At 72.0% G+C, this 12117-nt stretch carries 10 protein-coding genes; 4 read left to right on the forward strand and 6 right to left on the reverse strand.

The annotated features are described in order from the left end of the window. Positions 1-104: 104 nt before the first annotated feature. Genes ACIO92_RS02505 through ACIO92_RS02530 form a run of 6 tightly spaced genes read right to left on the reverse strand, consistent with a single transcriptional unit; the run spans position 105 to position 4295 of the window. Positions 105-743 carry a contact-dependent growth inhibition system immunity protein gene (locus tag ACIO92_RS02505; protein WP_366445070.1) on the reverse strand — a complete coding sequence of 213 codons (639 nt, stop codon included), beginning with the start codon at positions 741-743 and terminating at the stop codon, positions 105-107. 11 nt (positions 744-754) lie between these two features. Continuing rightward, complete coding sequence (locus ACIO92_RS02510) at positions 755-1120, reverse strand: RNase A-like domain-containing protein (RefSeq protein ID WP_401239599.1); 366 nt, start codon at positions 1118-1120, stop codon at positions 755-757. Between the two features lies 1 nt (position 1121). Then, positions 1122-1424, reverse strand: a complete 303-nt coding sequence (locus ACIO92_RS02515; protein ID WP_366445069.1) for a WXG100 family type VII secretion target — start codon at positions 1422-1424, stop codon at positions 1122-1124. Positions 1425-1458: 34 nt separating this feature from the next. Next, entirely contained in the window at positions 1459-1860 is a 402-nt protein-coding gene (locus ACIO92_RS02520; protein WP_366445068.1) for a WXG100 family type VII secretion target, read from the reverse strand. Between the two features lie 58 nt (positions 1861-1918). Continuing rightward, a complete protein-coding gene (locus ACIO92_RS02525; RefSeq protein WP_402281165.1) occupies positions 1919-2575 on the reverse strand; it encodes a hypothetical protein in 657 nt (218 codons plus the stop codon). Between the two features lie 10 nt (positions 2576-2585). Beyond that, positions 2586-4295 carry an RNase A-like domain-containing protein gene (locus ACIO92_RS02530; RefSeq protein WP_402281163.1) on the reverse strand — a complete coding sequence of 570 codons (1710 nt, stop codon included), beginning with the start codon at positions 4293-4295 and terminating at the stop codon, positions 2586-2588. Between the two features lie 2586 nt (positions 4296-6881). Here ACIO92_RS02530 and ACIO92_RS02535 point away from each other — a divergent pair. From ACIO92_RS02535 to ACIO92_RS02550, 4 genes are all read left to right on the forward strand, one after another. Next, a complete protein-coding gene (locus tag ACIO92_RS02535) occupies positions 6882-7754 on the forward strand; it encodes a helix-turn-helix domain-containing protein (RefSeq protein WP_402281221.1) in 873 nt (290 codons plus the stop codon). A 119-nt stretch (positions 7755-7873) separates the two neighbouring features. After that, complete coding sequence (locus ACIO92_RS02540) at positions 7874-8740, forward strand: ABC transporter ATP-binding protein (protein WP_402281161.1); 867 nt, start codon at positions 7874-7876, stop codon at positions 8738-8740. A gap of 184 nt (positions 8741-8924) precedes the next feature. Next, entirely contained in the window at positions 8925-9989 is a 1065-nt protein-coding gene (locus tag ACIO92_RS02545) for an iron-siderophore ABC transporter substrate-binding protein (RefSeq protein ID WP_366445062.1), read from the forward strand. Continuing rightward, the gene (locus ACIO92_RS02550) at positions 9986-12091 is read left to right on the forward strand and encodes an iron ABC transporter permease (protein ID WP_402281158.1); all 2106 of its coding nucleotides are present in this window, start codon (positions 9986-9988) and stop codon (positions 12089-12091) included. The genes ACIO92_RS02545 and ACIO92_RS02550 overlap by 4 nt, the downstream gene beginning before the upstream one ends. Positions 12092-12117: the final 26 nt, after the last annotated feature.

The raw sequence follows: 12117 nt of genomic DNA on the forward strand, positions 1-12117 counted from the left end.
CGGGTCGGGGCGGCCCCGGCCGCCCGGACACCGTACGGACCCGTGCCGGTCACGGCCGGGCCGTACGCCGCCCGCGCCGGATGCCGTGACCGGGGCGAGGCCAGTCAGCCGCGTAGCCGGACGGCCAGCGTGGTGAGCCAGGCGGCCGGGGTGTACGGGGGCGGGGGTTCGACCTCCGCGCCGAGCGTCACCAGGGCCAGGGCCAAGCCGTCCTCGTCCAGGCCGAGGGCGAGGAGGTCGTGCAGTTCGCCCGTCAGCTGGGCGGTCAGACCCGGATCGGTGCCGTCCAGATAGTCGGCGAGCGCCGACTCGTGGTCGCCGAACTCCCCCGGCATGTCCTGCGTGAACCAGCCGCCGAGCAGTTGCGCCAGCTCGGGGAAGCGGGCCCGCCACTCCCAGGGGCTCTCGGGCACGCCGGGTGGTGGGGCCTGGCCGTTCGCCAGGCTCGCGTCGAGCCGGTCGGCGAGGCCCGTGAGCCAGCCCCGGATCTCCTCCGGCGGCACTCCCACGTCGGGCAGCCGGTAGTACTCGCCGAGCCGCAACCGCAGTCGCCCCGGCGGATTGTCGGCGTAGACGCGCAGTTGCTCGGCCGCGACCGCGATGGCCCAGGGCCGGGTGCGCCAGGTCTGCCGCAGATATCCGGCCACCGCCTCGGGCGCGTGCGGGCCGACGCCCAGGTGGGAGCGGACGACCTGGTCGAGCTCGCCGTACTTGCGGTCGTGCTCTGCGGGGTTCAGGGGCATGGAAGCGGCCTCTACAGGACGACGGGCAGGGAGGAGTGCACGGTGAACGGAGGCACGCCGGGCTCGTCGGATCCGGTCCGGCGGAGCACGACCCGGACGGCGCGCACCGGGATCGGCTCCTGGCCCGCCAGGGCCATCCCGTGGGTGAGCAGCGTGCCCACCGGCTCGGGACGTGAGGGCCAGGTGGCCTCGATGACCAGTCGCCGCCGGGTGGACTGGGCGAGCCAGCGGTGGATGATCTGCTCGTTCAGCGCGATGACCTGCTGGGTGGCCCACCGGGCGGTCGCCCGGTCGGGGAAGGTCGCGGCGCGGTCGGCGCGGGCACGAGCGGGTGGTGCGGCCGGTTTCGTCATGTCGGGGGTCGTACCAGAAGTCATGTCAGGCCCCGCCCCAGCCGCGCAGGGTGGCCCGCTGGGCGGCGGAGTAGTTGGCGTGCCCGGTCGCGGCGATGGCGTGCAGCCACTTCTGTGCGGCCTGTAGATCCTCCATCTGGCGGTCCCAGCGGTCGAGTTCGTCGACGAACGCCTCGCGGGCCTCGCCCTGCCAGGCCAGGACGACCGGCACCGCACGTTCGTACAGCGCGGTCAGGCGCTCGTTGAGCGATTTCACGATGTCCTCCAGGTCGCCTGCCATCTCGCGCAGCGCGACCAGGTCGACGGTGATCGAGCCGTCGTCGTTCATGTGCCCCCTGCCTCACGGGTGTTCGGGCTTGCGTTCAGATGTCGTGGATCCTGCTGGTCGGCGCCGTCCCCCCAGCCCCGCCCGGCCCTTCCCCGGACAGCCCTCGTACCTCCGCTTCGACGTCGACCCTCCTCGACTCGGCCCGGAACCGCCGCAGTGCGTCCAGTTCCTCGCGGGTGAACCCGTCCCGGCTCATCCGGATCGCCTCCGCCAGGACGCCCAGGATCTCCCGGACCCGTACGGCGTCCGCACCGGCCTCCCGGTGCAGCTTCCGGTACGCCGTCGCCGCCTCGCTGCGCCATCGCGCCTCGGCCCGGTCGACGATCGCGTCCATCCTGCGCACCTGTCCGTCGATGTGCGTACGCATGGTGTCCAGGTCGTCCGCGAGACGCTTCAGGTCCTCTTCCGTCACGGCGAGGTCGGGCTGGTGGGGCATCGCGGTGGCTCCTTCCGTGACGGTGGGGCAGCGGGGTGGTGGGGTGGTGGGTGGCAGGTCAGTGCTGCTCCGCGAAGTGGGCGTGGACCGCGTCGAGGAGGATCCGGACGCGTGCGTGTGTCACATAGGGCATGGCGGTGGCGAAGGCGTCGTCGAACTCGGAAGGCGTACGGAACAGGTACAGGACGCGCTGCAACTCCCCAGCCAGGTTACCGAGTCGCTCATGGCAGTCGGGGTGCTCACTGGTAAGAATCTCGTCCAGGGCTTCGCCCACGCTGTCGTACTCCCCCGAGACCATGGATGAGACGAAGGCCGAGGTCAACGAGAAGCGAGCGCTCGCCTCCCAGTCCGACAGCGGCAGCTCCGTCAGGTCCGGAGGGAAGAGGAACCGGCGGTCGCGGACGCGCGCGGCCAGGGAGCGCAGGAACTCCGTCGGCGGGTGGCCCCCCGCCGCCTTTGCCAGCCCTTCGCGGTACGAGGCGGGTCTGGTCTCGAAAGCGTCCGTGCCGACCTCGTCGGCCAGGAGGTCGAGCAACGAGGCGAGGACCGCGGGCGTCATCGCGCCGTAGGTCGCCGGAGAGTCCTGCAGGAAGCGGGACAGCCGCTGGAGTTCGGCCTCCAGCGGCGCGGCCCCCGAGTTGCGGGACGCGACGGTGATGCGCAGGCAGAGTCCCACCGCGCCTTCGGTGAGGAACTCGTGGTGTGTCGTGGTCACGGGGCGCATGTTACGGCGGGCTCGGGTAGGCGGTGCGGACATAGAAGGTTCCGGACTCCGGCGAGTAGGCCAGGAGCAACTTCACGCTGTGGACCTGGCTCGGCTGGGCTTGGAAGCCCTGGGCCCCGAAGTCGGACTGCGAGACGGAGGATCCCGTCACGACGCTGTTCCCGTTCCCGTCCTTCACCGTGAAGACGGCGAGATCCGGCGCGGAGGCCGGGCTGAACGTGCCGTTGGCCACCCTCTGCCGCTGCTTCTCCATCCACTTCTCGATCGTCTGGATGTTGGCAGGGTCGTTCAGGGCGGCCTGGACGTGCCGCTGGGCGGCCGGCAGGTCAGGGAAGGCCGAGGCGTCGACGCCCTGGTCCCGCACGCGCATCCGCAACTGGTCAGGGCTGAGGCCGACGTGCCGATCGATCGCATGGGCGTCCTTCCCCGGCTTCACCGGGTCACTCGGAGTGGCCTGGTAGGGGTTGGTCTCCCATTCCATGGACGCGAGGTCGATGCCGAAGCGGTTGTTCGGGTCCCGGGACTGTTCGTTGAGCGGGACGATCGACCGGTCGAACTCGAAGAGCGAGCGGGCGCCGAACGCTTCGGCCCGCGCCGACTGCGACTGGAAGGTCGGCACCGCGCGGGCGGCCTCGCGGAGCGGCTCCAGGAGGTTCTTCACCTCCTGCGTCTGCGTGCGCAGCGCGGTCTCGTAGGTGTCGACGGCCCGGTTGACGGCGTCCGTGTCGATGCTGACGAGCACCGCGGCGCCCAGGCCCTTCCACAGATTCTTGAGGCGTTCGAAGAAGCCCTTGAGGTCGGTGAAGTCGAGGATGGCCAAGGCGTCCTTGATGGCCTTGTACAGGATCCCGCGCAGCTCGGTGCGGACCTTCTCGGCGGCTTCCGCGTAGGAGCGGATCGCCTGGGCCAGGATCTGGGCGGTGGTGCTGAGGACGCCGAAGACCGGGTGGCTCGTGCCCGCGCCGGTCGGCGGCTCGTGCCCCCATGCGTAGCCCGACGTGTTCTTTCCCCAGGCCGTCGTGCCCCACAGCGACGACACGAACTGCAGCATCGCCTTGTGCCAGTCCCCGCCGTCGGTCTGGTCCGTGATGGCGCCGATGGTGCCGGTGAGCTGTCCCTGGATGATGCCGAGGCCGGTCTGGTACGGAAGCCACGCCTGGGAGAGCTCGTTGACCCGGAGGTAGTTGGGGAGCGGCAGGATCTCCAGCGCGCGGCCGGTGCGCAGCGCCTCCTCGATCACGGTGCGCATCAGGGAGCCGGGGATGTCGCCGTCGTCGAAGATGTCGGCGAAATCGTCGATGGCGTTGCCGTCACGGACGCCGAACGGTGGCGGGGGCGTGTACCCCGGCGGAGCGGAGATGACCTGCGGCGGCGGCTGCGGGACGAAGGGCGGGTTGAACGGGTGGGTGGCCGCGTCCGCCTGCCGGAAGTTGTTGGCCGTGGTGGTGAAGCCGACCGCCGCGCCGCCGATGGCGACCACCGCCTTGCCGTGCGTCTCCAGGAGCAGGGCGACGACGGCGGCGTACTGGGTGGCGAACTCGACCGTGACCGTGCCGGATCCGCCGACCTTGGAATAGCCGGCGTGGACGTCCAGGAACTGCACGAGTGCCCTGTGGAACGACTGCTGCTCGACGGCGAGAGCCGAGGAGACCTGGTACAGGTGTACGGGCTGTACGTCGAATCCGCCTGGAGCCGTCCACGCGCTGCTCACGGCGGGCGGGGGCGGCGGCGGCAACTGGGCCGGCGGAGCGGGGCCCGGCGGGACCGGCGGCGCGTTGGGGACCGGCGACGGCGTCGGCTGGGAGCCGGGCGACCCGCCCGGCTGTCCGGACGGTGGCGGTGGAGTGGCCCCGGCAGTGGATGTGGGCGTCGATGTGGGCTGGGAGCTCGGGCTGGTACTCGGCGGCGCGGTACCGGTCGGGCTCGGCGTGGGCGTACTCACCGGCACGTCCCGCCCGTGCCGCACACCACGCGGGAGTGCGTGTGTGTACCCCGTTCCCGTCCCATGAGCCCCCCGACTCCGTCAGACTGTGGCCGAAGCTAGCAGGACGACGCTTCAATTCCCTTGGTCAGAATCAGAGTTGGCTTGAAGAAGCCGTATGTGCGCCATCGGTCCCGCCGAGCGGGTGGGGGCTCCGGCGACGGCCAGACGACCGGGGTCCGGCCGCGACGGGTGCATGGCCGGGGTCGCGTTCACGGCCGGATCGACCATGACTCCGCGCGGCAGCCCCGCGACCTGGACCGCTCCGGCGTCGGCCCTCGGCGCGCGCTTGCCCCGGCGATCCTGAGGCCATTCCTGGACGTGTCGTCGCGCGTCAGGTGGCGGGTTCCGGGGTGAAAGACCTTGACGACCTCTCAGCACAACAACAACGCCGCCCGCCATCGGCGCCCCAGGAGGAGCGGCCCCGCCCGGTGCCCGGCCCGCGCGCCCGTGCCGGTACCGCCACTCCCTGGCCCGCGCAGCCGACGCCCAGCCCCCGCCGCGTCACCACCTGGGTCATGCGGCACCACGGATCCGCGACGGCCACCGCGATGCGGCCAGGGCCCCACGACGCCGGAGACCGGTGCGTCCCTCAGCCGGATCCGGCCCCGGTGTCCCGGCTCAGGCACCAGCCGCAAAGGAGGTCCCGGGCAGCCGGGCGAGCCCCGTACTCACCGTGTGAGGCTGTGATCACGCGGGCGCAGAACGGGCTCAGGTGCTGAGGGACGTGCCGTGGACTTCGTACTCCGGCTCGTGACAGTGGTGTTCGGCCCGGCTCTCCGGGCGGCAGGATCACGCCGCCCGACCACAGCAGCATGGAACGCTGACTTCCGAGGGCGGGTGGTCCATGGGTGGCCGCTCCGCGTGCCCGGTCGCGGGACTCGGGCGCCGAGCCGATCCGGCACCCGGCGCTGCCGGGCCGGACTGCGGCCTCCCGCTCGACCGGTCGATCAGGGTGTCGGCTGCTCCGCCCCCGCGCCCGCGTCCCGCGGCGCCTCCGGCACAGCCCCTGGCACGGTGGCCGACGACGGCTCCAGACGCGATCTCACGTTCTGTGGGGGGTGTCCGTCTCCTGGTCTGGAGAAGGGAGACACGGATGAGCATCCGACACCTCGTGATCGAGACGGGCCTCGGGGCCGATCACGATCGTCGCCAAGGACGAGACGATCACCGGCCTGTACTTCGGGCACGTGGGGCGGCCACCGCGGCTCGAAGATCTACGGACGGCTCGACTGCCCTACGGCGCCGCGCGCCATCGCTCGCTGCGGCTACGTGAGCCACCGGGTCTTCTTCGCCGACGAGGCCACGGCGGCCGCAGCCGGGTTCCGTCCTTGCGGCGCCCGCCTGCTGCGAGGACCGCTATCAGCGGTGGAGGACCGCCCGAGAGAACGGCCGACCGTGGACCTCCTGACCAGCCCCCCGCCGAAGAGGGCCGCGAGCTACGAAGCGGACCTCACGGCCACGGCCGCCGAAGTCGCGGCCCTCGTCCGGCTGGCGCGCGACCGCCGGGCCCGCACCATCGTGATCGGCTCCGGCCGCACCCCTCACGCACGTGAGACCTCACGCCTGATCGAATCGGCCTGGGAGCGCGCGGGAGGCGCGACCCTCGGCACGATCACCTGGCCCCGAGACCGGGGCCTCCTGGCTGCGCCACGCATCACGGTTCGCGGCCGCCCAGCCCGACCTGTGGGTGATGGCCGACCCGGCGACCGGCTGGGCGCGGATGACCCGGCGCCTGCCGCGGTCGACCCCGTGGCGCCCCGGCCGCACCCTGACCACCGCCGCGGTCGGCGATCCGCGCACGCTCGCACTCGTCGGCCTGATCAATCTGAACAGCGGCAGCGCAGCCGTACCGGTACACGCGAGAGGCCACCGGCGTGAACGGCGTCCGTTTCCTTGCGTTCCCCGACCGGATGATCCGTCCAGGACGCTCCGCCCTTCGGACCGCCGGGCACGACGCACCGGCGCGGCACCTCCGGAATCTGGACATCGTGACCCTGTTCCGCCTCTTCCTCCAAGGCCCCACCGACGCCGAGAGCGCGCTGCGGATGCCGACCGCCCACGCGGTCCCCGGAGCCGGAGAAGCAGACGTCCCGGGCCGCACCCCGTGGAGGTGCGGCGAGCCGTCCCGCGCATCGGCTCACGAGGGATTCCGCCCCCGGTGGTCGAGGCGTTCGCCCCGGCGTTCGTCTGCCCCCAGGACGGAGCCGTCGGTCCGTCACTGAATGGGGGCGAAGGCCCTGGAACCAGCCCGGACCGGGCACCGATAGACTTCTCGTCATGGTTCAAGCGCCCCCTGACGCGGCGACCCGCGGGATGTGGCGGCGCGAGGTGGGCACCGTGGTCCGGCGGGCCGAGCCGCTCCCCGATCCGGCGGCCGCCATCCTCGCCAGGTCCCGGATCGTTCCCGCCCCCACGGAGTGGTCGCCGCATACGCACACCCTGCACGAGCTCGTCTGGGTGCGCGGGGGAACGCTGACGTCCCGCGTGGGCGACCGCGTCCACACCGTGGTCGAGGGATACGGACTGTGGATGCCCGCCGGGATGGTCCACGAGGGCCGGGCGACGGCGAGTGCGCGGCTCTTCGACGCCTTCTTCGCCCCCGATCGCACACCGATCGCGTTCACGCGGCCCATGGCGATCACGATGACTCCCTTGCTGGAGTCACTGCTGACCCATCTGTCCTCCGCGGACATCGACGTGGAGGCGAGGGCGCGGGCGGAGTCGGTCGTCTTCGATGTGATCCGGCCCTCGGAGCGTCAGTTCGCGTTGCGGTTGCCCGGCGATCCGCGGATCGACGCCATCGCCGAGGCCCTGCTGGACGATCCCTCGGACGGCCGCTCGCTGGAGGAGTGGGCACGACTGCTGGGGACCAGCGACCGTACGATCACCCGCGCCTTCCGTCAGGCGACGGGGCTTCCCTTCGCCCAGTGGCGCCAGATGCTGCGCGTGCACCGGGCGCTGGTGCTCCTTGCCGAGGGCATCGACGTGACGACGGTCTCCGAGGTGCTGGGCTACGCGCAGCCCAGCACCTTCATCGTCGCCTTCCGGCGGGTCATGGGAATCACGCCGGGCGCGTTCTCGGACGCGGCCGAACCGTCGGGGGGTGTCCGGAATTCCGTATCGCATGACCAGAACTCCGGATTGTCGGCACAGCAAGCGGAATATAAGCTTCACCGGGTTAGGTAACCCTTAGTTGCTGTTCTCCGTGCGCGGCTCCGCCGTGCGTGGGCGAGCGCGCGGCCTGTCCGGTGACACCGGACAGAGGTTGCCGCAGCCCCCGCCCCTGCGACCGTCCGGACCTCTTCGTGTTCACAAGCCTCTTCCGGTCCGCCGGGAAGACCGCGACCGCCCCTGCCTCCGCCCCGGTGTCCGCGCTCACCGGGCACGACCTGGTGCTGCGCTACGACGGCGAGCCCGTCGTCCACGGCGTCTCGGTCACCCTGGAACCCGGCCGCGCGACCGCCCTGGTGGGACCGAACGGCAGCGGGAAGTCCACGCTGCTGCGCGCGCTCTCCCGGCTGCACCGGGTGAGCGGCGGCCGGGTGACGCTCGGCGCCCCCGGGGGAGAGCCCGAACGTGACGTGGCCCTGCTCGGCTCCCATGAGTTCGCGCGCGAGGTCACGCTGTTCTCCCAGGCGAGGCCCGTTCCCCAGGGGCTGACGGTCGCGGAGGTCGTCGCGTTCGGGCGACATCCCCACCGGCGCGGCTTCGCCGGACCGACCGTCGAGGACCGGACCGCCGTCGACCGCGCCATGGGGGTCACCGGAGTGCGCGACATGGCCGGACGGCAGGTCGGAGAACTCTCCGGCGGGGAGATGCAACGCGTCTGGCTCGCGGCCTGCCTGGCCCAGGACACCGGTGTCGTACTGCTCGACGAGCCCACCAACCACCTCGACCTGCGCTACCAGTTCGAGACGCTCGATCTGGTTCGGGACCTCGTCGAGGAGCACGGCATCGCGGTCGGGATCGTGCTGCACGACCTCGACCAGGCCTCCCGGATCGCGGACACCGTCGTCCTCATGCGCTCGGGCCGGGTGTACGCGGCCGGCGCACCGGCCGATGTTCTCACCGCCGAGAACATCGGCGAGGTCTACGACATCCGCGTCGAGGTGGACGTCCACCCCCGAACAGGGCGGCTCCGCATCGAGCCACTCGGACGTCACCTCTCCTGAACACGGCGTACGTCTCCCGGAGCGCCGCACCAGCCGCACCAGCCGCTCCGTCCGTGACGAGCCCCGAGACACCGGCGCGCCTTCTCCGTGTCGCCCCCATCGCACCATCACCCACGTCTCCCCCATCTCCCCCATCTCCCACGTCTCCCACGTCTCCCACGTCTCCCGTGAAAGAAGAACACTCATGAACCGTGCCCGGCGCCTGGCGCTGTCAGCCTCGACCGGACTCGCGCTGCTCGCCGCAACGGCCTGCGGAACGACCGATGTCGACAAAACGACGGCCGGGAGCAGCGCCGAAGCGTCCCCCGCGTCGAAGGACTGCGCCCAGGACACCACGGCCACCTCGACGGAGCCGGTCTCCTTCAAGGACGGCGTCGGCCGCCAGATCAAGCTCGATAAGCCCGCCAAGCGGATAGCGGTCCTCGAATGGCAGCAGGTCGAAGACGCGCTGACGCTGTGCGTCACCCCCACCGCCGTCTCCGACGCCAAGGGATACCGCACCTGGACCAGCGCGGAGAAGCTGCCCGCCGGTGTGACGGACATCGGCACCCGGGAGGAGCCCGATCTCGACACCCTCTACGCGGCCAAGCCCGATCTCATCGTCGTGGAGGCCTTCGACGCCCAGGACGAGATGATCAAGAAGCTGGAGAAGAGGGGCGTCCCCGTGATGGCCACGCGGGGGGCGGACCCCAAGGATCCGATCGGGAACATGCGGAAGGTGTTCGGCATGATCGGCCAGGCGACCGGGCGCACGGACCGGGCGGCCCAGGTGCTCAAGGAGTTCGACCAGCACCTCGCGACGGCGAAGCAGCGGGTCACCGACGCGAACCTGCCGACGAAGGACTTCCTGTTCTTCGACGGCTGGCTGGAGGGAGGCAACCTGACCGTACGCCCCTACGCGGACGGTGCCCTGTTCACCGAGATCGGCAAGGAACTCGGCATGACACCGGCATGGACCAGCGACGTGAACAAGAAGCACGGCGACGGGGGCGTGGACGCCGCCTACGGCCTCGCGCAGACCGATGTCGAAGGACTCACCTCCGTGGGTGACGCCAACCTCTTCTACGCGAACGACGACGCCGCGGGCGGATACGTCGCGGCGCTGGGCAAGAACCCGATCTGGCAGAAGCTCCCCGCCGTGAAGGAAGGCCGTGCCCACGCGTTCCCCGCGCAGGTCTGGGGCGCCGGTGGTCCGCGCTCCTGCGCGCAGGCGATCGACGCCTACGTCGACGTGCTCGACAAGAAGTGAGCGCGGTACGCGCGGTGGCCTCCGAGCCGGGGCCGCTGCCACGCGCCGGGCTCGGCGGCGGCCCCGCCGCCGGGGCGGCCGTCCTGGCACTCCTCCTCGGGGCGACGGCCCTCGTCGGCGTGTGGCACCTGACACAGGGAACGTCGGGCGTCGGCGTCGGCGACCTGGTGCGCCATCTCACCGGGCAGGACGGCGGTGCCCAGGGGGCGCCCGTCGGCGAGATCCTCACCGGCTCGCGCCTGCCGCGTCTGTTCGCGGGCGTCGCCGTCGGCTTCGCCCTCGGCTGCGCTGGCGCGCTGCTCCAGTCCGTCACGCACAACACGCTCGCCTCGCCGGACACCCTCGCGGTCACGTCCGGGGCCTACTTCACCCTCGCGCTCGTCGCCGCCCTCGGCCTGACCGTCCCGCTGTGGGCGTCGGGCGCCGTCGCCTTCGCGGGAGGCATCGTCGCGGCGGCGCTCGTGCTGCTCCTCTCGGGCCGCGCCGCAGGCACCGCGGGCACCCGCCTCGTCCTCGCCGGATCGGCGACGGCCATGGCGCTGGACGCGGCGACCGGGATGTTCCTCATCCTGTTCGACCAGAACACGACCGGTCTCTACGCCTGGGGAAGCGGCTCGCTGGCGCAGCTGAACATCGACGCGTCGGTACGCGCCGCGCCTCTCGTCGCCGTGACGCTGTGCCTCGCTCTGGCGCTGTCCCGGCGGCTGGACGTGATGCACCTCGGCGACGACGCCGCGTCGACCCTCGGCGTGCCGATCCGGAACACCCGGGTGACCGCCGTGATCTGCGCGGTGCTACTGACCAGCACGGCGGTGACCCTGGCGGGTCCGATCGGCTTCGTCGGTCTCGGCGCCCCCGTCCTCGCCCGGCTGATCGCGGGGCGTGTCCGCGCCCTGCGCCGACACCTTTTCCTGATCCCCGCGGCCGGGCTGCTCGGCGCGCTGCTGATCCTGCTCGCGGACGCGGCCCTGCGTGCCGTCCAGGGGGCGGACGGGGCCGCTTCCATCCCCACCGGCGTGCCCACCGCGCTGCTCGGTTCCGTCGTGATCGTGGTCCTCGCCCTGCGGCTGCGTGACACGGGGCAGATCCGGCAGCCTCCACGCGCGAGGGTCGCCGCCCGCTCGCGCCGCGCTTTCGTCCTCGTCACGTCCGGCGCGGTGGTGCTCCTCGCCGGAGCCGCCCTCGTGGCCGTCCTCGCGGGGAGCCTGTGGCTGCGGACCGGGGACATCGTGCTGTGGCTCCAGGGCGCGGCTCCGGACCTGATAGGCCAGGCGCTCGACGACCGGATCCCGCGGGTGACCGCCGCGGTCCTGGCCGGTGCGGCGCTCGGGCTGGCCGGCTGCGTCGTACAGGGTTCGGTGCGCAATCCACTGGCTGAGCCCGGGGTGCTCGGCATCACGGCGGGCGCCGGTCTCGGCGCGGCGGGCGTCGCGACCTCGGGTCTGTCCGGTGGGCGGACGGTACTCGTCGTGGTGGCGGTCGCGGCGGGACTGGTCACGTTCGCGGTGATCGCCCTGCTGACCTGGCGCGGTGGTTTCCTGCCCGACCGGTTCGTACTGATCGGCATCGGCATGGGGTACGGCCTCAGCGCGGTCACCACGTTCCTGCTGCTGCGCGCGGACCCGTACAACACCCCCCGGATCTTCACCTGGCTCTCCGGTACCACCTATGGCCGGACGTTCCCGGACGTCGTTCCGGTCGCGGTGGGCCTCGCTCTCGCCCTTCCCGTTCTGCTGTCCATGCGCGGTCGGCTCGACCTGCTCGCCGTCGACGAGGACACCCCGCGCATCGTCGGGGTCAAGGTGGAACGCACCCGCTTCACCGCGCTGGCGATCGCCGCGGCGCTCGCGGCGCTCAGCGTGGTCGCCGTCGGTGTCGTCGGTTTCGTGGGGCTCGTCGCCCCGCACCTCGCCCGTTCCCTGGTGGGCGCCCGGCACGGCCGTTCGATCCCGGTCGCGATGCTGCTCGGTGGTGTGCTGGTGTGCGTGGCGGACGCCCTGGGCCGTACGGTCGTCGCTCCCGCCCAGGTGCCGGCGGGCCTCATGATCGCGCTTGTCGGCGGCCCGTACTTCGTGTGGGTGCTCCGGAAGTCCCGCGCATGACCTCACGGCAGGGCACGGGGTCCGCG

Source organism: Streptomyces sp. NPDC087215 (assembly GCF_044744885.1).
In the GTDB taxonomy this organism is placed as follows: domain Bacteria; phylum Actinomycetota; class Actinomycetes; order Streptomycetales; family Streptomycetaceae; genus Streptomyces.

Coding starts and splice junctions, on each gene's coding strand:
- ACIO92_RS02505 (WP_366445070.1), bottom strand. CDS start 743: ATGCCCCTGAACCCCGCAGAGCACGACCGCAAGTACGGCGAGCTCGAC.
- ACIO92_RS02510 (WP_401239599.1), bottom strand. CDS start 1,120: ATGACTTCTGGTACGACCCCCGACATGACGAAACCGGCCGCACCACCC.
- ACIO92_RS02515 (WP_366445069.1), bottom strand. CDS start 1,424: ATGAACGACGACGGCTCGATCACCGTCGACCTGGTCGCGCTGCGCGAG.
- ACIO92_RS02520 (WP_366445068.1), bottom strand. CDS start 1,860: ATGCCCCACCAGCCCGACCTCGCCGTGACGGAAGAGGACCTGAAGCGT.
- ACIO92_RS02535 (WP_402281221.1), top strand. CDS start 6,882: ATGTGGCGGCGCGAGGTGGGCACCGTGGTCCGGCGGGCCGAGCCGCTC.
- ACIO92_RS02545 (WP_366445062.1), top strand. CDS start 8,925: ATGAACCGTGCCCGGCGCCTGGCGCTGTCAGCCTCGACCGGACTCGCG.